Origin of the sequence: Streptomyces sp. NPDC059850, assembly GCF_042731515.1 — a bacterium.
Lineage (GTDB): Bacteria > Actinomycetota > Actinomycetes > Streptomycetales > Streptomycetaceae > Streptomyces.
This window is the reverse complement of sequence record NZ_JBHWJI010000002.1, coordinates 164,101-186,202: the sequence shown is the minus strand read 5'-3', so window position 1 is coordinate 186,202 and position 22,102 is coordinate 164,101. Positions and strand designations below refer to the sequence as shown.

Annotated in this window: 21 protein-coding genes; 3 read left to right on the top strand and 18 right to left on the bottom strand. The window is 71.6% G+C overall.

Annotated elements, in window-relative coordinates; translation table 11 throughout:
• Window positions 1-2: 2 nt before the first annotated feature.
• The 11 genes from ACFV9T_RS02815 to ACFV9T_RS02765 all read right to left on the bottom strand — a co-directional run bounded on the left by ACFV9T_RS02815 (window position 3) and on the right by ACFV9T_RS02765 (window position 6,447).
• On the bottom strand, window positions 3-2,123 hold the full coding sequence (locus tag ACFV9T_RS02815; protein WP_385436287.1) for an ATP-binding protein: 2,121 nt from the start codon (window positions 2,121-2,123) through the stop codon (window positions 3-5).
• Between the two features lie 96 nt (window positions 2,124-2,219).
• Window positions 2,220-2,552 (bottom strand): hypothetical protein, encoded by a 333-nt coding sequence (locus ACFV9T_RS02810; RefSeq protein WP_385436286.1) that lies wholly within the window; start codon window positions 2,550-2,552, stop codon window positions 2,220-2,222.
• Between the two features lie 38 nt (window positions 2,553-2,590).
• Entirely contained in the window at window positions 2,591-2,767 is a 177-nt protein-coding gene (locus ACFV9T_RS02805; RefSeq protein ID WP_385436285.1) for a hypothetical protein, read from the bottom strand.
• Window positions 2,768-2,784: 17 nt separating this feature from the next.
• Window positions 2,785-3,252 carry a hypothetical protein gene (locus tag ACFV9T_RS02800; RefSeq protein WP_385436284.1) on the bottom strand — a complete coding sequence of 156 codons (468 nt, stop codon included), beginning with the start codon at window positions 3,250-3,252 and terminating at the stop codon, window positions 2,785-2,787.
• Window positions 3,249-3,593 (bottom strand): RRQRL motif-containing zinc-binding protein, encoded by a 345-nt coding sequence (locus ACFV9T_RS02795; RefSeq protein ID WP_385436283.1) that lies wholly within the window; start codon window positions 3,591-3,593, stop codon window positions 3,249-3,251. The genes ACFV9T_RS02800 and ACFV9T_RS02795 overlap by 4 nt, the downstream gene beginning before the upstream one ends.
• Window positions 3,593-3,760 carry a pRL2-8 gene (locus tag ACFV9T_RS02790; RefSeq protein ID WP_385436282.1) on the bottom strand — a complete coding sequence of 56 codons (168 nt, stop codon included), beginning with the start codon at window positions 3,758-3,760 and terminating at the stop codon, window positions 3,593-3,595. The genes ACFV9T_RS02795 and ACFV9T_RS02790 overlap by 1 nt, the downstream gene beginning before the upstream one ends.
• The gene (locus ACFV9T_RS02785) at window positions 3,757-5,109 is read right to left on the bottom strand and encodes a hypothetical protein (protein WP_385436281.1); all 1,353 of its coding nucleotides are present in this window, start codon (window positions 5,107-5,109) and stop codon (window positions 3,757-3,759) included. Before ACFV9T_RS02785 ends, ACFV9T_RS02790 begins: the two co-directional genes overlap by 4 nt.
• Complete coding sequence (locus tag ACFV9T_RS02780) at window positions 5,106-5,396, bottom strand: hypothetical protein (protein ID WP_385436280.1); 291 nt, start codon at window positions 5,394-5,396, stop codon at window positions 5,106-5,108. The genes ACFV9T_RS02785 and ACFV9T_RS02780 overlap by 4 nt, the downstream gene beginning before the upstream one ends.
• Window positions 5,393-5,881 (bottom strand): Pycsar system effector family protein, encoded by a 489-nt coding sequence (locus tag ACFV9T_RS02775; RefSeq protein ID WP_385436279.1) that lies wholly within the window; start codon window positions 5,879-5,881, stop codon window positions 5,393-5,395. The genes ACFV9T_RS02780 and ACFV9T_RS02775 overlap by 4 nt, the downstream gene beginning before the upstream one ends.
• On the bottom strand, window positions 5,878-6,144 hold the full coding sequence (locus ACFV9T_RS02770) for a DUF6284 family protein (protein WP_385436278.1): 267 nt from the start codon (window positions 6,142-6,144) through the stop codon (window positions 5,878-5,880). The genes ACFV9T_RS02775 and ACFV9T_RS02770 overlap by 4 nt, the downstream gene beginning before the upstream one ends.
• Before the next feature lie 102 nt (window positions 6,145-6,246).
• Entirely contained in the window at window positions 6,247-6,447 is a 201-nt protein-coding gene (locus ACFV9T_RS02765; RefSeq protein WP_385436277.1) for a hypothetical protein, read from the bottom strand.
• 772 nt (window positions 6,448-7,219) lie between these two features.
• On the opposite strand from ACFV9T_RS02765, the gene ACFV9T_RS02760 reads away from it, so the two are divergent.
• Window positions 7,220-7,987 (top strand): GntR family transcriptional regulator, encoded by a 768-nt coding sequence (locus tag ACFV9T_RS02760; RefSeq protein WP_385436276.1) that lies wholly within the window; start codon window positions 7,220-7,222, stop codon window positions 7,985-7,987.
• On the top strand, window positions 7,971-8,543 hold the full coding sequence (locus ACFV9T_RS02755; RefSeq protein ID WP_385436275.1) for a GNAT family N-acetyltransferase: 573 nt from the start codon (window positions 7,971-7,973) through the stop codon (window positions 8,541-8,543). The genes ACFV9T_RS02760 and ACFV9T_RS02755 overlap by 17 nt, the downstream gene beginning before the upstream one ends.
• Before the next feature lie 100 nt (window positions 8,544-8,643).
• Here the strand turns inward: ACFV9T_RS02755 and ACFV9T_RS02750 are convergent, their stop codons facing one another.
• A complete protein-coding gene (locus tag ACFV9T_RS02750) occupies window positions 8,644-9,381 on the bottom strand; it encodes a GntR family transcriptional regulator (protein WP_385436274.1) in 738 nt (245 codons plus the stop codon).
• A 160-nt stretch (window positions 9,382-9,541) separates the two neighbouring features.
• Between ACFV9T_RS02750 and ACFV9T_RS02745 the strand changes: the two genes are divergently transcribed.
• Window positions 9,542-10,297: a GntR family transcriptional regulator gene (locus tag ACFV9T_RS02745; RefSeq protein WP_385436273.1), complete on the top strand. Its 756-nt coding sequence runs from the start codon at window positions 9,542-9,544 to the stop codon at window positions 10,295-10,297.
• Window positions 10,298-10,601: 304 nt separating this feature from the next.
• Here the strand turns inward: ACFV9T_RS02745 and ACFV9T_RS02740 are convergent, their stop codons facing one another.
• The 6 genes from ACFV9T_RS02740 to ACFV9T_RS02715 all read right to left on the bottom strand — a co-directional run bounded on the left by ACFV9T_RS02740 (window position 10,602) and on the right by ACFV9T_RS02715 (window position 21,982).
• On the bottom strand, window positions 10,602-12,143 hold the full coding sequence (locus ACFV9T_RS02740; RefSeq protein ID WP_385436272.1) for an alpha/beta hydrolase: 1,542 nt from the start codon (window positions 12,141-12,143) through the stop codon (window positions 10,602-10,604).
• 171 nt (window positions 12,144-12,314) lie between these two features.
• The gene (locus tag ACFV9T_RS02735; protein ID WP_385436271.1) at window positions 12,315-13,535 is read right to left on the bottom strand and encodes a DNA polymerase III subunit delta'; all 1,221 of its coding nucleotides are present in this window, start codon (window positions 13,533-13,535) and stop codon (window positions 12,315-12,317) included.
• A 69-nt stretch (window positions 13,536-13,604) separates the two neighbouring features.
• Window positions 13,605-16,808, bottom strand: a complete 3,204-nt coding sequence (tmk, locus tag ACFV9T_RS02730) for a dTMP kinase (protein ID WP_385436270.1) — start codon at window positions 16,806-16,808, stop codon at window positions 13,605-13,607.
• Window positions 16,809-16,899: 91 nt separating this feature from the next.
• Window positions 16,900-19,839: a type I DNA topoisomerase gene (topA, locus tag ACFV9T_RS02725; RefSeq protein WP_385436269.1), complete on the bottom strand. Its 2,940-nt coding sequence runs from the start codon at window positions 19,837-19,839 to the stop codon at window positions 16,900-16,902.
• 209 nt (window positions 19,840-20,048) lie between these two features.
• Window positions 20,049-20,246 carry a hypothetical protein gene (locus ACFV9T_RS02720; RefSeq protein WP_385436268.1) on the bottom strand — a complete coding sequence of 66 codons (198 nt, stop codon included), beginning with the start codon at window positions 20,244-20,246 and terminating at the stop codon, window positions 20,049-20,051.
• A 173-nt stretch (window positions 20,247-20,419) separates the two neighbouring features.
• The gene (locus tag ACFV9T_RS02715) at window positions 20,420-21,982 is read right to left on the bottom strand and encodes a methyltransferase (protein ID WP_385436267.1); all 1,563 of its coding nucleotides are present in this window, start codon (window positions 21,980-21,982) and stop codon (window positions 20,420-20,422) included.
• Window positions 21,983-22,102: the final 120 nt, after the last annotated feature.

Genomic DNA, 22,102 nt, shown 5'->3' with positions numbered 1-22,102 from the left:
TGTCACTCGGCGGCAGAAGCGGAATCCGTCTCGTCCCGCTCGGCGAGGGCACGGTGGACGCGGTCGCGGCCGACGACCATGCGGCCATCGGACTTGTACGGCTCGGCTCCGGTGCCCTCCAACACGCGCTTGAGGTCGAGGAACGACCAACCGCCATATGCGCCTTCATCCAGCGCGGCGAGGCGCTTGAGCACGTCGACTGTGAGCACGCGCGAGGTGTCCCCGAGCACGTCGGCGATGTCGGCGAGCGGGTCACGCTCCTCGCCGCGTTCGATGACGTGCAGCGTGGTCACCCCGTCCCGCAGCGCCTTTGCCCGGTCGGCGATCTCAGCAGCGGTGTCGGTGTCGATGTAGTGCGTACGCACCGTGACGGACGCCTGCCCCGCCGGGATGGGGATACCGTCGCTGGCGACCACAACCGTGCCCTTGTCCAGGCCCGGGCGCAGCAGGTTCGGGGCGGCGCCACCGTCCACGGCCTTGTCCCCCAGCGCCATGCGTGCCTGGGACTCGGTGCCCAGAGCGAGGGAGGCACGGGTGTGGGCGCCTTCGCGGACCAGCTTGGGGAGGTTCTGGTCGGTGGGGTCCTGAGTGCCCTGCCACAGCAGCACGTTCACCGCACGCCCCTGGTTGTGGATCTTCCGGGCGGCCATGAAGTACCGGGAGGTGGCCTTGGACCCGCCGTAGGGCCGCTTCTCCCCATCGACCACCGGGCACATGAACGCCACCTGTGCCTCATCGACCAGCAGGATCAGTGGCGGGAACGCGGTGCCGGGCGGCGCCTGGAGACGCCGCTCCATCTCGCGGACCCCGCCTTCGAGCATGTCGGTCGCCTCGATCACATGGTCATCGGTCGGCCCCTGAATCAGCACCGTGGCGAGCCCATCGAACATGGCCCAGTCCCCGGCACCCTTGAGGTCGGCGATCCGGAACTCCACCATGCGGTCCAGCACGAGCCACAGCGCCAGCGCACGCAGGGCGGCGGTCTTGCCCTGGTTGGACAGACCGGTGATGAGCAGATGCCGCTGGTACAGGCTCAGCGCCGCCGCATCCCCGCGCAGGTCCTGACCCCACGGGGCGCGGCCGGTCTTGTAGTCGGCCCTCAGGGTCTCGTCGGTGGTAAGCGGGGACGGGCCGATCGGCTCATCCAGCGCGCCGGAGTCGGCGATCCACAGCCGGACGGTGCGCGCGGCCTGCGGGATGGTGATGAACACTTCGTGCTCGTGCCGAGCAAGGTTCTCCGCGAGCTTCCGGCGCCGGTTCTGCACCTCAATGGTCGACACCCCGGAGGGAAGGGTGACGTCCACCTCGACGCCGCATCCGGCGATCCGGATCGGGCCGAGCATGGCGGCGCCGGAGTCGCCCATCTCCTTGATGGCGTTGCGCAGCGCGGGGACCTGGAGGTCACGCAGGGCCTTGACCACGATCGAGGGGGTGATGGGCTCGCCCTCTCCGTTGCGGGCCTTGGCGGGCAGGGCCCAGTTAGGCGCGGCCTGCTGATGACGGCCGACCGCCCACAGGCCGAGCAGGGCAAGCAGCGGCCCGAGGGTGACCAGCGGGCCCCACACGATGGTCACGATGGAGATGAGCAGCCGGATGAACTCGATCACCGCCATCAACGGCGTGATGACGTCGGCGAAGTCCTGGTTGGCGATGGCCAGCACCACCCCGAGACCCACCAGGCCACCGATGCCCATGCCGGTGCCGACCAGGGCGCCCTTGGCCGCGTCGACCGGGGAGCGCAGCAGGTCCATCCGGCGGCGGTGGCGAGCGTCGCGGAAGCGCTGCCCGCGCTCCTCCCACTCGGCCGCCACCTCGTAGTTCCCGGCCGCCTCAGCGGCCCGCAGCATCCGTTCGTAGCGGGAGGCGGTCCGGCCGTCCCAGGTGCGGCGGGCTACGATCCGCGTCCCGCCCAGCACGTACATGTGGTGTCGCACGACCGCGCGGGCGGCGGTCCTGGTGCGCTCATGGACAACCGCGGTTTTCACGGCGCGGCCGGAGCGCACCCACAACGGCACCGGGGCCGGGGGCGGGGGCGGGGTGTCCGCCACGACGGCCAGCGTCGGCCCCTCGTTCGTGGCGGGGGTTTCGGTGTCCTTGTGGAGGTGAACGACGTTGTCGCTCATGCTGGAACTCTCCTGACTGCCCCTGCTGGGGGCGGAACGGGGTGCCCGGGGCGGCCGGTTGTCCTTGGCCGGAATGGCGGCCGCCCCGGGGCGAAGTCACAGACCCGCGCGCCGGATCGCCTGCTCGGTGGCGCGGGCCCGCCTCTCGGCCTGCTTCCGGGCCTCGCGGGCGGCGGTCCGGTCTTCGCGACGGGCGACGCGCTCGGCCGCCTTGGCGGCGGCGAGTTCGGCCTTGGCCTTCTCGTCCTGACGGCGCAGGGCCGTCGCCTCGCGCTGCCAGCGCTCGGCGGCGATCGCGTCGATGCGCTCGATCTGCCGGTCAAGCTTGGGGTCCACGGCGTCGGCGATGGCCTGCTTGGTGCCGCGCAGGATCAGGCTCGCGCGCTTGCGCTTCTCGGCCGGGGTGTATGAGCGGTAGACGTCGCTCACGGCGGTGTCCTCCTGATGGGTGCGATGCGGTGGGGTGATCAGGACGCCTTGGGCTTGCGCAGGCGCCGGGGCGCCGGGGCGCCAGCCGGGCTGTCGGCAGGCCGTTTCCCGTTGCGGCGGTGCTTGCCCGGCTCGGTTCCTGCCGGGTTGACCGGGCCGGGGTCCGGGGCCGTGATCTCCTGGCCGCGCGGCGTGATCCAGAAATAGCTGCCCATGGCGGGTTCCTTCCTGGTCAGCGGTTGCGGATGGTCGTGCTGGACTTGCCCCACCACCGGTTCGAGACATGGTGATGAGTGATGTAGGTGTCACCACCGCCACGGCGCCCGGGGAACAGGGCCACACCAGCGGCGACGGCCCCCGCGACGAGGGCCTTGACGAGGGAATCCACGACGATCGCGACGGCCCCGGCGGCGAAGTACGCACCCACCCCGGTCCCAGCCGAGAGCAGGCCTTTAGCGGCCAGCCGCTGAGCGTGCGGGTCCACACCGGACCGGACCGGCACGGGGGCGTGGATGGTGGGCAGATCCTCGCGGCGGACGGCCACGAAACCGCCGTAGGCGCCGGGGACATGGACGACCGGGCCGCGTTCGGCGGCCAGTTCCACGGACCCGCTCAGCGGCTGCTGGACGAGGCCATAGGGGTCGGGGGCGGGCCGGTCGGGGACCGGCCCACCGGGGCGGTAGAGCTGGGGCTCGTTCATGCTGCCTCCGCGAAGTCATCGGTGGGGTAGGCGCAGGTCACGCACACCCCGAGCGAGGTGGAGATGCAGTAGTCACGCGTCACGCGGCACTGGGGGCAGGTACGACGGGCGGCCATGGCCTTGGCCAGCGCCGCCCACCTGGCCTCGGTCATCGGACGGACCGGCTTGGCCAGGTCGATGCGGTAGAGGTAGGCGACCAGCGGGGGACGTCTGCGGCGTGGCCGTTCAAGCTGCGCGGCCACACCCTGACCCCCCGGGCGCAGACCACGAGCACGCAGCTGCCGGAGCGTGGCGTAGCCGTCCGGAGCCAGGCGCCACCCGAACGTGGGCAGCGCGCCCATCAGGCGTCCTTGGGCACGATGTACGGGCAGCCGTTGCGCAGGTGGTCCACGCACTGCGGGCAGTCCTCCCGGGGCCCGAGGTGGCGGTGCGCACGCCGGTCGTGGGCGTGCTGCCAGCCCTGCGGGCACTGGCCGGGAGGCGTCTGGGCAGCGGGGCCGCGCGTCATGCCGCCACCCCCTCGGGCACTGCCGCATCGGTCACGGATCGCGGCCGGGACGCGGCGTTGATCTGCTTGCGCGCCCACGACTCGCTCATGCCGTACGCCTCACCGAGCGCACGGGCGCTGAGCGTGCTGCCCTCCCGTGCGGACTCGGCGTACGTACGGCGTGCGTCCTGCCGCATCCGCTCCAGCACCGCGTCATCGAAATCCGCCTCCCGGTCCGCGACCGGGGCAGGGCGTGCGGGGGGTGTGCGGAGCTTGCGCGGGCGCCTGCCGTACGACGTCCGCACGGTGTGCGACCTGCTCCGTTTCCCCCGCAGCAGGAGCGTGCGGCGCTGAGGGGACGGGGCCGTGCGGGGGGTGTGCGGAGCCTGTACGGGTGTCTCCTGTACGGGCTCCGCACACGGTGCGGGCTGCTGGACTTCCGCCGCCTCGGGGGCGGGGTGTGCGGGCACCTCTGCACGGTGGCGGCGGAACAGGCCCGCACGGTGTGCGGGTGTGCGGGAGGCGGTGAGCCTGCCGGACGCACGGGCGGCCCGCTTCTCCAGACTGGGGGTCATGCCCGGGACGCTGGGGCCGTGCACGACGGACCACGCCAGCGCCCAGGCATCCTCCGCCGAGAGGTCCCCGTACGGGGCGGCGGAGATGAGCCGGTCGGCCACCCGGACCACTCGCCGGTGATGCCGACGTCGGCGCACAGCGTGCCGACGTCGGCCCCGCGCGTCGTCATCGGCCACCGAGGCGGACAGGGTGGAGACCCACTGGCGGATCTCGAATACCAGCGGCCCCAGCAAGGTCACGGCGGCCAGTCCCAGGCCGACCGTGCGGGCATCCGTCGCGCTCAGCCCTTGACCGGTCAGGGACAGGCCGTAGCCGTAGTTGATGTACGCGGCGAATCCCGCGAACGAGGCAACCAGCGCGCGCAGGAGCCACCGCACCCAGCCGGGCAGCGAACGGGCGTCCGCGTAAGCGACCCCGGCAGCCATCACCCAGGCCGCGCCCTCCAGGGCCAGCGGCAGGGGCAGCAGCACCCAGGTGATCCCGACGAAGTGCATGATCTGAGCGGGCAGCGACGCCAGCGCCGACGCCGCAACCAGACCCAGCGTGCCCCGCTGGTAGACCAGCCCCGGCGACAACGCCACCGCCCGCCGCTGGGCCCGCTCACCCCGCCGTACCTCACGCTCCGCGCGCTCGGCCCGGCGGTCGGCGCGCTGCTGCTCACGCAGCCGGGCGGCCCGCTCGTCCTGGGCCCGCAGCCGCTCCGCGCGCTGCTGCTCGGCGGCAGCGGCATCCAACCGCCGCTGCTCTGCCCCGGCTGCCCGGTCCTCCCTCAATTCCTGACGGTAGGTACTCACCGGGCATCCCCCTTGCTGTTCCAGGGGGTGTAGGTGACCGGCCAGGCGGCCGTCCACTGGCTCAGCATCTCGGCGGCCGTCTCCATCCTGAGGCCCCTTTCCAGAACCCCGGCCAAGACGATCCGCGCACGGGACGCCCGGAGGGGGAGCAGCCGGGCGTGTTCCTGCTCGTCTTCCTCGGTCAGGCCCGGCAGCGGAAGGTCCAGCGCGTCATGCACGGCCCGCAGCAGCGCCGTCATGGCGTCCGCCTCAGCGGGAGCCGCCTTAGGCGTGGTGGGCTCGCTCACAGCGCACCACCCACCGCGATCACGGCGGCCGCGACCAGCAGTGCACCGGCAGCGCAGGTCAGATCGACCGCGCGGCGCAGGTTGGCGAACTTGGCCACCGCGATACGCGAGAGGTTGGCGATGTCCTGCTCTCGCCGAGCCTCGGCCAGGTGGGCGCGGATCTGGTCGGCGGTGAGCGTCGCCCACAGCGGGAAGCCCATCGGGCGGGAGCCGCCGAGGTTCGGCCGCACGGCCCGCAAGAGCAGGGCTGCAGCACCGAGCAACAGGGCCACGCCCATGCCGCCGACCACGTACGCGGCGGCCGGAAGGGAAACGCCACTCGCGACCGTCCACACACCCGCCAGCAGGGCACCGATGAACGCCAGCAACAGGCTGGTCTTGCTGTCGGTCCGGGCGATCTCCGCCTTCACCTCCGCATGCGCGGCGGCGAGAGCGGCGTCCATCCGGTCCACCGAGGAGACCGGCGTGGTGTCGGGGCTGCTCATGCCGACACCTCCGCGTCCTGCTCGGTGGTGCGGTTGGCGAGCTTGGCCCGCGCGTCCATCAGACGGCGCTCCGCGCGCCGCAGCCGCTTCGCGTCGATCGGGTACAGCTCGCGGTCCAACAGGGCGATCTGCACGTCCAGCAACTCGACCTCGGCGGTGATGACGGGCATCTCGGCCGCGATCGCGTCCAGCTCGGCGGCCGTCGGCCCGCCGTCGTACCCGGCCTTGGTAACGGCCGCTTGAACAGTGCCGATGAACTTCATGGGTCGTGGTTCCTCTCGAATGGGACGGCCCGAAAGCGGCCCCGGTGTTCCCGCACCGGGGCCGCGCCGTTTCGTGGGGTGGGGCCAGTAGGCGCCGAGTTCTCAGGGCTTCCAACCGCGCTTCATCGCCTGGCCGATGGTCTCGCCGGGGTGGTCGTCGGCGCGGACGCTCGTGGGGTCCGGGGCGGGGGCGTCCGCCCTCCAACCTCGCCGCATGGCCTGGCCGATGGTCTCGCCCGGGGCGGCATCGTGCCGCCGGACGCTGTCGCTGATGGTCTCGGTGTCCTTCTTGCGTCCGAACACGCTTGATTCCTCCTGGGTATGGCGGTCGTGCGGGGGTCGGGCCGGTGTCTCCGGCTCCCCTCAGCCCCGCCCGTACAGCGCAAAGCGCCGGACGGGCGAGGGAGGCAACCGGCCGCAGCAGCGGCTGCGGTGCGGGTCGAACGCCGACGGGCGACCACGGACAGGTCCGGGGCCGCCCGTCGGCGGGTGGTGCGGTGACGCGGTGGGCGTTGCCGCCGTGCCGGTCCAGCACGGTCGGCGCCCAGATATGTCGACGGTTCACGACAACCTCCTACGAGGCGGAAGGGGGCTTTGCTGGGCGGCCGTTGCCACGACGTTCCAGTCCCGGGCCCCTGAGAGCCGGTGCGTCATCGTCGCTGCTCTGACGCCAGCAGGGCGGCGCGTACCAGGTGGCACCACCGGGGTTGACCTCCAGCAATGAAGGGCTGATCCCCAGGGGTGTTCTCCAGAGCCAGTACGCGGGACAGGCCGTGTTCACCTGCCTCGAAGTGGCCGCCATCGGCCATCACCCGGGCCGTTGCGGGGACGGGGACTCACACCCCGTCGTCTCGTGTTGACACCCTGTTGAGTTCTCAAGGAACAAGCACTTCCTTCAGGCCCGTCTCACGGGGCCCTCCGGGCGCACAGCAAGAGGGGTGGCACCTGTGGTTCCTGTGGTTCTACTGGTACCAACCACTTGCTGGATATGATGCTGCACCCCGGACCCGGGTGACGTCAAGCACTTTGGTTCAGCTCGTTGGTACCAGTTAGCTGCATGGGGCAAGATGGAGCCATGGCGACGGCATCGGAACCCCTGTACATGCAGCTAGCGGCCACCCTGCGGGAGAAGATCGCCAAGGGTGAGTACGCACCCGGGAGCAGCCTGCCCAGCGAGCGGAAGCTCTGTGAGGCGCACAACGCCTCCCGCAACACCGTGCGACTGGGATTGCAACGGCTCGTAACGGAAGGGCTTATCTCTCCAAGCCATGGGCGCGGCTATATCGTGCGCCGACCGGACGTCCTGGTGTACAACGCTTCCCGCTCAGAGGATCACAATCGGCGCGTTACCGCCGGGGTCGATGCTTGGGTACAAGACATCCAGGAGCAAGGACGCACACCCAGTCAGCGCATCTCTGTCGCCATCGAAAAGGCGAATCCTGATATCGCGGAGCGACTTTCCGTGGAACCCGGAAGTCTGCTTGTGGTTCGGCGAAGGCTGCGTTTCGTAGACGATCAGCCTTGGTCCACTGAGGACTCTTACTACTCTCACGAAATTGTGCACAACACGCCAATTGCCGAACCGGCCGACATCGCGCAAGGCGTCATCGCGTACATGGCTTCCCTGGGATATCGCCAAGTGCGCTACGTCGATGACGTCACGGCAGCGATGCCGAACCCCAAACAAGCTGACGAGTTGGCCATAGAGCCAGGGGTTCCACTCCTGATCAGGACACGCGTCGGGTACACGACGACCATACCGATTCGGGTGACAGTCACGGCCATGCCCACCGATCGAAACGTGCTTCGCTACGAACTGGGGACCCATGAGCAGCGTTCTTGAAGGCATCACGATCCGCCCTGCCGACAAGACAGAGGCGGACCTTATCGCCTCGATGTGGGCCGAAGCCTCCCAGTGGCTTAAATCGCGCGGGCTAGATCAGTGGCAGTATCCGGCTGACGCGGAGAAAATTGCTCGCGACATTGAGCGCGGGAACGCCTACGTAGCTCACAGGGTGCGCAATCACCAGAATGCCATTGAGTACGTGGGGACCATAACCGTAGATAACTTCGCCGATCCAGAGTTCTGGACGGCGCACGACAATCCGGATGAAGCGCTGTACGGGCATCGAATCATCACCCTCCCCGAACTCCGGGGACAGGCCGTAGGGCTTACGCTTCTCGACTGGGCATCGGTAAAGGCCGAGGAGGAAGGAAAGAAGTGGTTCCGAGTCGACGCCTGGAAGACCAACGCCGAACTTGGCAGCTACTACGAACGGCAGGGGTTTGAGCACGTGCGGACGGTGGACCTGCCCCATCGGCGGTCCGGTGCCCTGTACCAGCGCCGGGCGGGGATGGTCAGCGACCGCGCACCCAAGTTCGTCGGCTCGGAGACCTGACCGCCACTGAGCGCCATCCGGGTGCGCCAACGGTGGCGTGCAGCCAAGGGGGCCAAGGTGCGCCCAGGGAGCCACCGTTGGCGGGCTTGATCAGTTCTGCTCAGTCCATGCTGTGGTACTCCATGACGTACGCCCCGGCATCCAGCAGCATCCGGTTGACCTCGACGGGCTTGCCTTCCTCGGTGAGGGCCGTGCGGTAGATCTCCACGACGGGAGTTCCCTCGGCCAAGTGCAGGCGTTCGGTTTCGTCCTGGCTGGGCATTCGCGCGCGCAGTTCTTCGACGAAGCGGACGGGCTTGGCGCCGAGTTCGGCGAGGCGTGCGTACGTGCCGCCGGGTCCGGGGTCCTCACGAGCAATGGCCGACTCCCTGACCAGGTCGGCAGGGTGGTACGAGACGGCGGCCTGCACCGGCTCACCATCCACGACGAGCAGTTGATCGCGAACCACCACGCTCGCGCCCTCCTCCAGGTCGAGGGCACGAGCCACATCATCCGGCGCCGGAGCCTCGTAGACGCGCAGCCCGGTCACCGCCATGGGCCGCTCACCGAGGTCGGCACTCCAAATCGAGCCGCCCTGGGGCCCTCCCTCCTGGGCAAGTCGCCGGTTGGCGACGCGCCGAATCGGCTGGAACTCCCGGACAAACGTGCCGCTGCCTCGTCGGCGGACGGCCAGCCCCTCGGTCACCAGCAGAGTCAGAGCCCGGCGGGCCGTCTCCTTGGCGACCCCGTACTGCCGAACGAGGGCAGGCTCGCCAGGAAGCCGTGCGCCGGGCGCCAACTCGCCAGAGCGGATGCGCTCTCGCAGATTGTCGGCGATCTGCCTGGCGGTGTGCGCCATCAGATTTCTCACTTCCCTAGGGTGGTCTCTCAGCTTGGCATGCGTGCGGCGGATTGCCTTCTGCGAGGGGAGCGGCAAGAAGGGCGTGCTGCGGCCTGGCGGGGCCCTGGCGCACAGTCCCGGGACTGTGATGGGCTTGAGCTGTCGAGGGGAGTCCGGAATGGCGCCGAAGTGGCGAGAGTTGGCGGACAGGCTAGCCGAGCGGATCAAGAGCGGCGAGTACGAACCAGGCCAGCAGCTTCCGCACATCAGAGATCTTGTCGAGGCGGGCGAAGGCTCGAAGTCCACCGTTCACCAGGCGTACAAGGCTCTTGAGGCTGAGGGTCTGGTGACGTCATCGCGGGGTCACGGCACCGTTGTGCGGCGTCAGACCCCACTCAAGCGGCTCGGCATCGCGCGGTACGACAAGGCCAACTGGCGGTGCAGCGAAGAGGCGGCGCTCACCTCTGGGCGCGGCCGCAGCGACGAGCAGACTCAGACCGTCAACCGTGTGGCAGCACCGCCAATCGTCGCAGCAGCGTTCGGCCTGCCTGATGGCGCGGAGGTCTACATGCGGGGGTGGCTCGTGAGGGAGGGCGAACAGCCGACGCACACCCTGACCAGCTACTACCACCCTGAACACGTTGAAGGCACCCGGTTGGTGGACGCGGCTTCGGGACCGGAGGGCAGGGACGACTGCTTCCAAGTGCTGTGCGACATGGGGTACGAGATCGACCACATGAAGGAAGAGCTTTTTGCGCGCGTCTCCACATCGGACGAGGCGAAGCTGCTGCACCTGTCACTGCGTGAGCCCGTGGTCGAGTTGCGCCGGACGACCCGCACGGCTGACGGCACCGTGGTCGAATTCGCCATCGACGTGCACGTCGCGGCGCGGTTCACCTGGGAGTACGAGTTCAAGGTCCCGAACTCGGCGTAGAGCGAGTGGGCAGAGTGCCCGAGTAGCAGACCCAGACGGTATGCGGCGAGCGATGAGGCACGGTCTCAGTTCTGGTCTCGGTTGCCGCTCATTCTGGGATCGTCCGGGGCTGTCCGCAGAAGTCCATCACGCCACCTGACCTGCTGCGATGCGGCACCAACGGACATCCCCGGACTGCCCCGGACGAAGATCGGACAACTCGTAATGCGTAGGTCAAGGGTTCGATTCCCTTAGGCGGCTCACCTGAAGCCCAGGTCACACACATCGTGTGACCTGGGCTTTTTGTGTGGGTTCCGCCGGGCGGTCAGGTGCAGCGGCGGTGGGTGGGGGTGCGGCCGGTGAGGAGGTAGGTGTTGATCGCGGTGTCGACGCAGCGGCTGCCTCGGGCGTAGGCGGTGTGGCCGTCGCCGTCGTAGGTGAGGAGGGTGGCGGAGGTGAGCTGGGAGGCGAGGGCGCGGGCCCAGCGGTACGGGGTGGCGGGGTCGCGGGTGGTGCCGACGACGACGATCGGGGCGGCGCCCTTGGCGCGGAGGCGGTGGGGGCGGCCGGTCGCGGGGACGGGCCAGTAGCCGCAGTTCAGGGCGGACCAGGCCAGGGACCTGCCGAAGACGGGGGATGCCTTCTCGAAGGCGGGGAGGGACGTGCGGACGTCGGCGGGGGTGCGGAAGGCGGGTGGCAGGTCGAGGCAGTTGACGGCCGGGTTGGCGTACATGAGGTTGGCGTAACGGCCGTCGGTGTCACGTTCGTAGTAGAGGTCGGCGAGGTTCAGCAGGCCCTCGCCGTCGCCGCGCCGGGCCGCGCGGAGGGCGGTGCGCAGCTGGGGCCAGGCGCCCTCGTCGTACATCGCGGTGATCACGCCGATGGTGGCGAGGGATTCGGTCAGGGCGCGGGAGCCGCCGGTGGGGACCGGGCGGGAGTCGATGCGGCGGAACAGGGCGCTGAGCTGCTTGCGGGCGCCCGCCACGGTGCCGGTGCCGAGGGGGCAGCCGGAGCGGCGGAGGCAGTCCCGGGCGAAGGCGGTGAAGGCGGTTTCGAAACCGGCGGTCTGGTCGCGGTTCATGCGCCGGGAGGTCAGCGTGGGGTCGAGGGCGCCGTCGAGGACGAGGCGGCCGACGCGGGCCGGGTAGAGGTCGGCGTAGGTGGCGCCGAGGAAGGTGCCGTACGAGGCGCCGACGTAGGCGAGTCTGCGGTCGCCGAGGGCCGCGCGCAGCAGGTCCATGTCGCGCGCCGCCTCGACGGTCGAGACATGGCGGAGGACTCTGCCGGAGCGGGCGGCGCAGCCGCGGGCGAACTTCTTGTACGCGGCGACGAGGCGGCGGGTTTCGGCGGCGTCGTCGGGGGTCTGGTCGGTCCGGGTGAAGGTGTCCATCTGCCGGTTGCTCAGGCAGGTGACGGGTTCGCTCCCGGCCACGCCGCGCGGGTCCATCGCGACCAGGTCGTACCGCGCGCGGACCGCCGACGGGTAGCCGATCGCCGCGAAGCTCTGCAGATAGCCGATCGCGGAGCCGCCGGGGCCGCCGGGGTTCACCTGGAGCGACCCGATGCGGCGGGCGGAGCGGGTGGCCTTCTTCCGGGAGACCTCCAGCTTCACGTCATGGCCGGTGCCGGGCCGGGCGTAGTCGAGCGGGGCCTTGAGCGTGGCGCAGTCGAAGCCCGCGCCGCCGGGGCACTTGTGCCAGCTCAGGGTCTGCTCGTAGTAGGGCTTGAGGGCGGCGGGGACGGTTTTCGGCATGGAGGCGGCGGCCTCCGGCGCCGGGGCTCCGGCGGAGCAGCCGGAGAACAGCACGGCGGCGCCTGCGACGGCGACGCCGATGGTGGTGAGCGTGCTGCTGCGGCTGGTGGCCATCGGCGGGTCCCTCGGGTCGCGGGTGCCGCCGAGGAGTCGACGGCGATACGGAGGGTATCCGTCCGGCTACGCTCCATCGCCCGCGTCCTCACTCGTACGGGTGAGGGCGCACGGGACGCACGGGTGAGGGCGCACAGGGAAGGGCACGCGCGCCAGGGCCCCGCCGGGCGCTCAGCCCGCGCGCAGTGCCATGGTCATCGCCTCCACCGCCAGCAGCGGCGCCACATTGCGGTCCAGCGCATCGCGGCAGGCCGAGATCGCCTCGATCCTGCGCAGCGTCCGCTCCGGCTTCGAGCCCGAGGCCACCCGCTCCAGGGCGTCCCGTACGTCGGTGTTGGCGAGCGCGACCTGGGAGCCGAGCTGGAGGGCCAGCACGTCCCGGTAGAAGCCCGTCAGCTCGGTCAGGGCCAGGTCGAGGGTGTCGCGCTGGGTGCGCGTCGCGCGGCGCTTCTGGCGGTCCTGCAGGTCCTTCATCGCCCCGGCCGTGCCACGCGGCAGCCGCCCGCCCGTACCGGCGGCGGCGCCGAGCGCGGCGCGCAGCTCCTCGGTCTCCTTGGCGTCGACCTCCTCCGCGACCTGCTTGGCGTCCTCGGCCGCCGCGTCGACCAGCTCCTGCGCCCCCTTGAGGCAGCCGCCCACGTCATCGACGCGCAGCGGGAGCTTGAGCACCGCCTTCCGGCGCGTCCGGGCCCGCTCGTCGGTGGCCAGGCGGCGCGCGCGGCCGATGTGCCCCTGGGTGGCGCGGGCGGCGGAGGCGGCCAGCTCGGGGTCGATGCCGTCACGGCGGACCAGGATGTCCGCGACGGCGTCCACCGGAGGCGTACGGAGGGTCAGGAGGCGGCAGCGGGAGCGGATGGTGGGCAGCACATCCTCCAGGGAGGGCGCGCACAGCAGCCACACGGTGCGCGGCGCGGGCTCCTCGACGGCCTTCAGCAGCACGTTGCCCGCGCCCTCGGTGAGCCGGTCGGCGTCCTCCATGACGATCACCTGCCACCGGCCGCTCGCGGGGGAGAGCTGGGCCCGGCGGACGAGTTCGCGGGTCTCCTTGACGCCGATGGTGAGCATGTCCGTACGCACCACCTCCACATCGGCGTGCGTACCGACCAGCGCGGTGTGGCAGCCGTCGCAGAAGCCGCAGCCGGGGGCACCGCCCAGCGCCCGGTCAGGGCTCACGCACTGCAGTGCGGCGGCGAAGGCGCGGGCGGCGGTCGCCCGGCCGGAACCGGGCGGTCCGGTGAACAGCCAGGCGTGCGTCATCTTCGAGGACGCCATGGGCTCGGAGCCGGGCTCGGCTGACACACCGGCCGTGACCAGCGCGTCCGCGTCGCCCGCGGCAGCGGTCAGCTGGGCCGCTACTCGGTCCTGTCCGACCAGGTCGTCCCATACCGCCATGGCTGCCTCCGCCGTTCGTGCCCAACGCGTCCCATTGTGGGGCACCCCACCGACAACGCCGCCAGGCGGTCAGCGCCGACGCCGACCGCCGCCGCCCTCGTCGTCGCGGTCGCCGAGGAGTTCGTCGGCGAGCGTCGGGAGGTCGTCCAGCGGGGTCTCCTCCGCCCAGTCCGGACGCGGGCGCCGACGGCGCGGCTGGTCCTGGCCCTGGCCCTGCGGCTGGTGCTGGTCGTACTGCGGCAGCTCGCGCGTACGGTCGCTCTCCTGCGCCTGGTCCTGGCGCTGGCCCTGCTCCCGCTGCTCCTTGCGGAACATCCACGGCGGAACCCGGTCGGCCGGATCGGCGGGACGCTCCTCCCGCACGGGCGGCAGGACAGCCGTCTCGTCGGTCGCGGAGGACTCCGGCGCCGGGGACTCAGGGCGGTGCTGCGGCAGGACCGTGGTCTCGTCGGCGTCCGGATCCCGCTGGGGGCGCACGGGCGGGAGTACGGCCGTCTCGTCAACGCCCGGCCCATCCGCGCCCGGCCCATCCGCGTCACGCTCACGGGGATCACGGGCCGCCTGCGGGTCGAACCGCGGCGTACGCACCGTCTCCGCCACATCGGCCGACTCCGGCGCACCCGCCGACTCTGCCGACTCCCGCGTCTCCTCCGCATCGGCCGACTCCGGCACCTTCGGCAGCTCCGTCTCCAACGTCGGAGCGTCCGCCGCCATCCGCGCCTGCTCCGACCGCAGCAGCGCCTCCTCCATCTTGCGCTGCTCCTCCTGGCGGCGCGCCGCCGCCTCGGCCCGCTCCTGGGCCTGCGCCTCCGCCTTGAGGCGCAGCCGCTCCTGTTCGGCGGCGCGGGCGCGGTCCTCGGCCTCGATGCGCTTGCGGTCCTCCTCGGCCCGGCGGCGCGCGTCCTCGGCCCGCTTACGGGCCTCCTCCGCCTGCCGCTCGGCCTCACGCTGCCGCGCCTCCTCCAGCTCGCGGCGCTTGCGCTCCTCCTCCTCGGCGCGCGCCTTGGCCAGCGCCTCCTGGCGCTCGCGCTCCAGCCGCTCCTCCTCCGCCTTGCGGGCGGCCTCCTCCTCGGCCTTGCGGCGCGCCTCTTCCTCCGCCGCCTTCCGGGCCTCCTCCTGGGCCTTCAGCTCCGCGTCCGACAGCGGCAGCATCTGGTCCAGGCGGCGGCGTACGACCGTGGTGACCGCCTCCGGCACCTGCCCGGCGTCCACCACCAGATAGCGGGCCGGGTCGGCGGCGGCGAGGGCGAGGAATCCGGAGCGCACCCGCTGGTGGAACTCGGCGGGCTCGGACTCCAGCCGGTCCGGGGCCTCGGTGAAGCGCTCGCGCGCGGTCTCCGGGGAGACGTCCAGCAGCACCGTCAGATGCGGCACCAGGCCGTCGGTCGCCCAGCGGGAGATGCGGGCGATCTCGGTCGCGGCGAGGTCGCGGCCCGCGCCCTGGTAGGCGACGGACGAGTCGATGTAGCGGTCGGAGATGACGACCGCGCCGCGCTCCAGGGCGGGACGGACCACCGAGTCGACGTGTTCGGCGCGGTCCGCCGCGTACAGCAGCGCCTCCGCGCGGTGCGAGATCCCCGCCGACGAGACGTCGAGCAGGATCGAGCGCAGCCGCTTGCCGATGGCGGTCGCGCCCGGCTCGCGGGTGACCACCACCTCGTGGCCCTTGGCCCTGACCCATTCGGCCAGCGCCTCGACCTGCGTGGACTTGCCCGCGCCGTCACCGCCCTCGACGGCGATGAAGAAGCCGGTCTCGGCCGGGGCCTCGTCCGCGCCCCCGCCGCGCAGCAGCGCCTCGCGCAGGTCGCGGCGGAGCGGGACGCCCTGCCGGTCGTCGGTGCGGCCGAGGACCAGCGCGGCGATGGGCAGCAGCAGCGCGCCGACGAGCATGAGCGTGAAGGCCGCGCCGCCGTGGGCGAACACGAACTCGCCGCTGCCGAGCCGGTGCGGTCCGATCACGGCGGCGAGCAGCGGGGCGACGACCGCGCCGAGGCCGACCGCGACGCGGACGACGGCGTGCAGATGCTCGGTCATGCGGTGACGGCGCGACTCCTCCAGCTCCTGGTCCAGGAGGGAGTGGCCGGTGTTCGCCGCGACACCGGCCGACAGACCGGCGAGCAGCGCGATCATCAGGACGGTCGTCGCGTCGTGCACCAGACCCGCCGCGAGCAGCGCGAGACCGGTCAGCGCGACCGAGAGGGCGAGCAGGCGGCGCCGCGAGAGCCCCGGGAGAACCTTGGGCGCCGAGCGGATGCCGATCGCCGGGCCGCCGCTGAGTACGAGGACGAGCAGCGAGAAGCCGACCGGGCCGCCGCCCAGGTCCACGGCCTGCAGCGCGGCGACGCCGACGGCCGCGGCGATCGCGGCCGCCACTCCGGCGCAGGCGAGGATCAGCAGCGGTGCGGCGCCGGTACGGCCCTTGTCGGCACCGGTGCCGGAGGCGGCGCGCGGACGGCGCAGTCCTTCGAGCGGGGAGCGCGTACGGGGCGTCTGCGCGCCGGGCAGCTCCACGAAGTAGAGGACCGAGATGGACGCGGCGAACAGCCCGGCGCCGACGTACGAGCCGAGCGCGGCCTGATGGGCGTGGAACCAGCTGACGCCCGTCCCCAGCAGCCTGCCGATGAGCATGACAACGAGAAGCCCGGCGGCGGCCAGCGGCACGCTGAGGAAGTTCGTCCGCAGCGAGAGCCGCCGCAGCGCGTCCATGTGGTCCGGCAGCGGACGTACGGCGGCGCCCTCGACGGGCGGCGCGGGGAGCAGCGCGGGGGCCGCGTCGTCCTTGGCGATGGTCCAGAAGCGTTCGGCGACACCCACGACGAAGGTCGTGATGAGCAGCCAGGCGATGGCGTCGTCGGGCGTCCAGTCGATCCACAGCGGTGCGATGAGCAGCAGAACGAGCCGCAGCCCATCCGCGCCGATCATGGTCCAGCGGCGGTCCAGCGGGCCGGACGGGCCGATGAGCGCGGAGAGCGGGCCGAGGAGGACCGCGCCGAACAGCAGGGTCGCCAGGAGCCGCATGCCCAGCACGGCCGCGACCGCCAGCGCCGCACCTCGATAACCTCCGCCGAACGAACCGGCGGCGACCGCGGCCTGCAGCGACAGCAGTACGAGCACCAGCACGGCCAGCGCGTCCGCGGCGCCGCCGACGAGTTGGGCGCTCCAGAGCCGTCGTAGCGGCGGATAGCGCAGGAGGGCTCGGACGGCACGCTCGCGGGAGTCCGCGGCAAGGGCGCCGGAAGTGGGGGTCACGTCCGTAGGCTGCTCTCGCGTCATCCCGCCAGCCTATCCGGATCACGTGAATCCACGTCCCCCCGGCCGAACAAACGGGCGGGGGCACGCGGATGACATGGCCGCGACCAGGCGTTTACTCCGCCTTGGCCGCCGTTTTCCCGGCCGAGGCCGTCTTGGCCGCGGTGGTCTTCTTCGCGGCCGTCTTCTTGGCCGTGGTCTTCTTCGCCGCGGTCGTCGTCTTCTTCGCCGCGGTCGTCGTCTTCTTCGCCGCGGTCTTCTTGGCGGCCGTCTTGGTGGCCGTCTTCTTCGCAGTGGTGGTCTTCTTCGCCGCCGTCTTCTTGGCCGGGGCCTTCTTCGCCGCCGCCTTCTTGGCGGTCTTCTTGGCCGGGCCCTTGGCGCGCTTCTCCGCCAGCAGCTCATAGCCGCGCTCGGCCGTGATCGTCTCGACGTCGTCGTCCCGGCGCAGCGTCGCGTTGGTCTCGCCGTCCGTGACGTACGGGCCGAAGCGGCCGTCCTTGACCACGACCGGCTTCTCGCTGACCGGGTCGGTGCCCAGCTCCTTCAGCGGCGGCTTGGCCGCGGCCCGGCCGCGCTGCTTGGGCTGTGCGTAGATCGCCAGCGCCTCTTCGACCGTGATGGCGAAGAGCTGCTCCTCGCTCTCCAGCGAGCGCGAGTCGGTGCCCTTCTTCAGATACGGGCCGTAGCGGCCGTTCTGCGCGGTGATCTCGGTGCCCTCGGGGTCGGTGCCGACCACGCGCGGCAGCGACATCAGCTTGAGCGCGTCCGCCAGGGTCACCGTGTCCAGGGACATCGACTTGAAGAGCGAGGCGGTGCGCGGCTTGACCGCGTTCTTGCCGGTCTTCGGGGTGCCGTCGGGCAGCACCTCGGTGACGTACGGACCGTAGCGGCCGTCCTTGGCGATGATCGGGCGCCCGCTCTGCGGGTCGGTGCCCAGCTCGAAGTCGCCGCTCGGCTTGGCGAGCAGCTCCTCCGCGAACGCCACGGTCAGCTCGTCCGGCGGCAGGTCGTCGGGGACGTCGGCGCGGTGGCCGGTCTCGCCCTCGGTCTGGGACGGGCGCTCGACGTACGGGCCGTAGCGGCCGACGCGCAGCATGATCCCGTCGCCCACGGGGAAGGACGAGATCTCCCGGGCGTCGATCGCGCCCAGGTCGGTGACCAGCTCCTTCAGACCGCCGAGGTGGTCGCCGTCGCCGTTCCCGGCCTCGGCCGCGGCGTTCGCGCCCGCGTCACCGCCGTCGGCGCCCTCCGCGCCCTCACCGAAGTAGAACCGCTTGAGCCACGGCACGGCCTGGGCCTCGCCGCGCGCGATGCGGTCGAGGTCGTCCTCCATCTTCGCGGTGAAGTCGTAGTCGACCAGTCGGCCGAAGTGCTTCTCCAGCAGGTTGACCACGGCGAAGCTCAGGAAGGACGGCACCAGAGCGGTGCCCTTCTTGAACACATAGCCGCGGTCGAGGATGGTGCCGAGGATCGTGGCGTACGTCGACGGACGGCCGATCTCGCGCTCTTCCAGCTCCTTGACCAGCGACGCCTCGGTGTAGCGGGCCGGGGCCTTGGTGGCGTGGCCGTCGGCGGTGATCTCCTCCGCGGTGAGCCGGTCGCCCTCGGAGACCTGCGGCAGACGGCGCTCGCGGTCGTCCAGCTCGGCGTTCGGGTCGTCGGCGCCCTCCACGTAGGCCTTCATGAAGCCGTGGAAGGTGATCGTCTTACCGGAGGCGGAGAATTCCGCGTCCCGGCCGTCGCTCGCCCGGCCGCCGATCTTGACGGTGACGGAGTTGCCGACCGCGTCCTTCATCTGGGAGGCGACGGTCCGCTTCCAGATCAGCTCGTACAGCCGGAACTGGTCACCGGTGAGACCGGTCTCCGCCGGGGTGCGGAAACGATCACCCGAAGGGCGGATGGCCTCGTGCGCCTCCTGCGCGTTCTTCACCTTGCCCGCGTACGTCCGCGGCTTGTCCGGCAGGTAGTCGGCGCCGTACAGCTGCGTGACCTGCGCCCGGGCCGCCGCCACCGCCGTGTCCGAGAGGATGGTGGAGTCGGTGCGCATATAGGTGATGTAGCCGTTCTCATACAGCTTCTGCGCGACCTGCATGGTGGCCTTGGCGCCGAAGCCGAGCTTGCGGCTGGCCTCCTGCTGCAGCGTCGTCGTACGGAACGGGGCGTACGGCGAGCGGCGGTACGGCTTGGACTCGACGGACCGCACCGAGAAGGCGGTGTCCGCGAGGGCGGCGGCCAGGGCGCGGGCGTCCGCCTCGTCCAGGTGCAGGACGTTCGCGCCGTCCTTGAGCTGCCCGAGCGAGGTGAAGTCGCGGCCCTGGGCGACCCGGCGGCCGTCGACTGCGGACAGCCGGGCGCCGAAGGTGCCCGGATCGCTGACGTCACCGGCGCGGCCGGTGGCGAAGGTGCCGGTCAGGTCCCAGTACTCGGCGGAGCGGAAGGCGATGCGCTCGCGCTCCCGCTCGACGACGAGCCGGGTGGCCACCGACTGGACGCGGCCCGCGGACAGCCCCCGCATGACCTTCTTCCACAGGACCGGCGAGACCTCGTAGCCGTAGAGGCGGTCCAGGATGCGGCGCGTCTCCTGGGCGTCGACCAGGCGCTTGTTCAGCTCGCGCGGATTGGCGACGGCCTCGCGGATCGCGTCCTTGGTGATCTCGTGGAAGACCATCCGGCGGACCGGGACCTTGGGCTTGAGGACCTCCTGGAGGTGCCAGGCGATGGCCTCGCCCTCCCGGTCCTCATCGGTGGCGAGGAAGAGTTCGTCGGACTCGGCGAGCAGCTCCTTGAGCTTCTTGACCTGGCTCTTCTTGTCCGCGTTCACCACGTAGATGGGCTGGAAGTCCCGCTCGACGTCCACACCGAGCCGACGGACCTCGCCGGTGTACTTGTCGGGTACCTCGGCCGCACCGTTCGGCAGGTCCCGGATGTGCCCGACGCTCGCCTCGACCACGTAGCCCGGGCCCAGGTAGCCCTTGATCGTCTTCGCCTTGGCAGGCGACTCGACGATGACGAGTCGGCGGCCGCCCTGTGCGGTCTCGCTGGTGGTCGGGGACAACTTCGCTCTTCTCTCCGGTCGACGCTCGGTGAACGGGCGCTGCAGCGCGGGTAACGCGTACACGGCCCTCTACGGTGACGCTGCGGAGTGTGACGGTACATCCCGCCCCCGTGTCAAACGGAAAAAGCCCGCAACGCCACTCGAACGGTAACCCGACAAGCGTCCTGTCTGCCGCCCGGACCGGCACAAGCCTCGCGGAAGGCGCCCTGTCAGGCGTAACCGAGGCACCAGATCCCGCCGCCCAGGGAGGCGGCGGCGAAGAGAAGGGAGAGGGTCGCGGAAGCGACGGGACTCACACCGTCGGCGACCGGCGCGCGCAGCCGCAGCCGCACCGCTGTCCACAGCAGCAGGGCCGCGCCGAACAACACGAATGCCGTTCCGGCGAAGATCGCAGGTCCGCTCTCCATGACCGGAGCGTGACACGCGTCGGAGGCGTACGGACGAAACCCGGGTGAACGGCGCACGACCGCCCTTTCCGGACGCGTTCACTACCCGGGAAGCCACCACCCGGGCAGCGGCTTCCCGCCAGGCGGGGGCAAGGGGGCGCGCGCCCCGCGCCCCGGCGTACGCCCCGCGTGTACTACGGAACCTCGTCGGCCACCGGCTGCAGAAACCCCTGTTCGACCAGGAGCCGGATGGACTCCGGGGTGCGGTCGCGCAGCACCACCGGGTCCTCCCCGAGCAGCTGGGCGATCGCGTCCAGGATCCGGCCCGCGCTCAGCGTGCCGTCGCACACCCCCGCGAACCCCGCGCTCACCGTGTCGACCTTGGTCGCGCGCCGCATGCCCCGGTTCTGCCGGAGCACCACATGCTCGGGGTCCTCCATGCCGGGCAGCCCGACCTGCTCCTGGACGACCTCGTCGGCGAGCCGGAAGCGGGCCGTCAGCAGCGCGGCGTCATCGTGCGCGCGCAGGAAGTCCTGCCGGTCGAAGTGGGCCGCCACGGCCTCCCCCAGCGGCTGCTCGACCGGATGCGGCCACTCCTCCACCGTCACCGACGGCCTGTCGGCGCCGGACTTTCGCAGCGTGATCCAGCCGAAGCCGATGGCCGTGGTCCCGCTCGCCTCGAACTCGTCCAGCCAGGCGTCGTAGCGCGCCGCGTACGCCTCGGGCCCGGCGAGATGCTCGCCCGCGTCCCGCAGCCACAGCTCGGCGTACTGCGCGACGTCCTGCACCTCGCGCTGCACGATCCAGGCGTCACAGCCTGGCGGCACCCAGGAGGCCAGCCGCTCGCGCCAGTCCTCCCCCTGGACGTGCTGCCAGTTGGCGAGCAGCTGGCACCAGCCGCCGTCGCCGAGATGCTCCGCCGACTGCTGGACGAGGGTGCGGCACAGATCGTCCCCGGCCATGCCGCCGTCCCGGTAGACCAGCCGGTCGCCCTCGGCCGAGCGGGGCGAGATCACGAACGGCGGGTTCGACACGATCAGGTCGTACGTCTCGCCGCCGACCGGCTCGAAGAGCGACCCCTCGCGCAGATCCGGCTCCGGCGCCCCGGACAGGGCGAGGGTGAGCCGGGCCATGTCGAGGGCGCGCGGATTGGGGTCGGTGGCGGTGACCCGGGCGGCGTGGCGGCTCGCGTGCAGCGCCTGGATGCCGGAGCCGGTGCCGAGGTCGAGGGCGCGCTTGACGGGCGTACGGATGGTGAGCCCGGCCAGCGTGGTGGACGCGCCGCCGACGCCGAGGACGAGCCGCGCGCGGTCCTCGGCCCCGCGGGCACCGCCGGGTCCGCCGATGCCCGCGGCGCCGCCGACCGCGCAGCCGAGGTCGGAGACGATCCACCAGTCCTGGCCCTCGGGGCCGCCGTAGGGGCGCACATCCACGCTCGCGCGCACCTCGGAGCCGTCCGGCACGAGCCAGCCGTCGGTGAGGCAGTCGGGCACCGGCAGGGCTTCGGCCGCCCGTTCGTGGGGGACCGAGCGCTGCAGCAGAAAGAGCCGCACCAGGATTTCCAGCGGGCTGCCGCCCCGGGCCGCGCGCAGCGCGGGGACGGTCTCGCCGCGGGCCAGGGCGGCGTAGGCGGACGCGCCGAGCAGATCCAGCAGGCCGTCAGCGGTGAACGAGGCGGCCAGCAGCGCTTCGCGCAGGCGGCCGGTGCGCTCGGGGTCGGGGATCGGGAGGCGGGACGAGGGCTGGTGCGTACTCACGCCCCCATTGTCGGGGCAACCGCCGACCGTCGGCGACGACGGGCGGCGGCCTGTGGACAAGCCACCCTGTGGATAACTCGGCAACTCGACAACAGGGGCGTGCGGCCAGGCCTTCTCGCC

What these genes read in the sequence shown, in the direction of transcription:
- ACFV9T_RS02815 (WP_385436287.1), bottom strand. Translation starts at nt 2,123, where the DNA reads ATGAGCGACAACGTCGTTCACCTCCACAAGGACACCGAAACCCCCGCC.
- ACFV9T_RS02805 (WP_385436285.1), bottom strand. Translation starts at nt 2,767, where the DNA reads ATGGGCAGCTATTTCTGGATCACGCCGCGCGGCCAGGAGATCACGGCC.
- ACFV9T_RS02800 (WP_385436284.1), bottom strand. Translation starts at nt 3,252, where the DNA reads ATGAACGAGCCCCAGCTCTACCGCCCCGGTGGGCCGGTCCCCGACCGG.
- ACFV9T_RS02795 (WP_385436283.1), bottom strand. Translation starts at nt 3,593, where the DNA reads ATGGGCGCGCTGCCCACGTTCGGGTGGCGCCTGGCTCCGGACGGCTAC.
- ACFV9T_RS02790 (WP_385436282.1), bottom strand. Translation starts at nt 3,760, where the DNA reads ATGACGCGCGGCCCCGCTGCCCAGACGCCTCCCGGCCAGTGCCCGCAG.
- ACFV9T_RS02775 (WP_385436279.1), bottom strand. Translation starts at nt 5,881, where the DNA reads ATGAGCAGCCCCGACACCACGCCGGTCTCCTCGGTGGACCGGATGGAC.
- ACFV9T_RS02770 (WP_385436278.1), bottom strand. Translation starts at nt 6,144, where the DNA reads ATGAAGTTCATCGGCACTGTTCAAGCGGCCGTTACCAAGGCCGGGTAC.
- ACFV9T_RS02760 (WP_385436276.1), top strand. Translation starts at nt 7,220, where the DNA reads ATGGCGACGGCATCGGAACCCCTGTACATGCAGCTAGCGGCCACCCTG.
- ACFV9T_RS02755 (WP_385436275.1), top strand. Translation starts at nt 7,971, where the DNA reads ATGAGCAGCGTTCTTGAAGGCATCACGATCCGCCCTGCCGACAAGACA.
- ACFV9T_RS02750 (WP_385436274.1), bottom strand. Translation starts at nt 9,381, where the DNA reads ATGGCGCACACCGCCAGGCAGATCGCCGACAATCTGCGAGAGCGCATC.
- ACFV9T_RS02745 (WP_385436273.1), top strand. Translation starts at nt 9,542, where the DNA reads ATGGCGCCGAAGTGGCGAGAGTTGGCGGACAGGCTAGCCGAGCGGATC.
- ACFV9T_RS02740 (WP_385436272.1), bottom strand. Translation starts at nt 12,143, where the DNA reads ATGGCCACCAGCCGCAGCAGCACGCTCACCACCATCGGCGTCGCCGTC.
- ACFV9T_RS02735 (WP_385436271.1), bottom strand. Translation starts at nt 13,535, where the DNA reads ATGGCGGTATGGGACGACCTGGTCGGACAGGACCGAGTAGCGGCCCAG.
- tmk (WP_385436270.1), bottom strand. Translation starts at nt 16,808, where the DNA reads ATGACGCGAGAGCAGCCTACGGACGTGACCCCCACTTCCGGCGCCCTT.
- ACFV9T_RS02720 (WP_385436268.1), bottom strand. Translation starts at nt 20,246, where the DNA reads ATGGAGAGCGGACCTGCGATCTTCGCCGGAACGGCATTCGTGTTGTTC.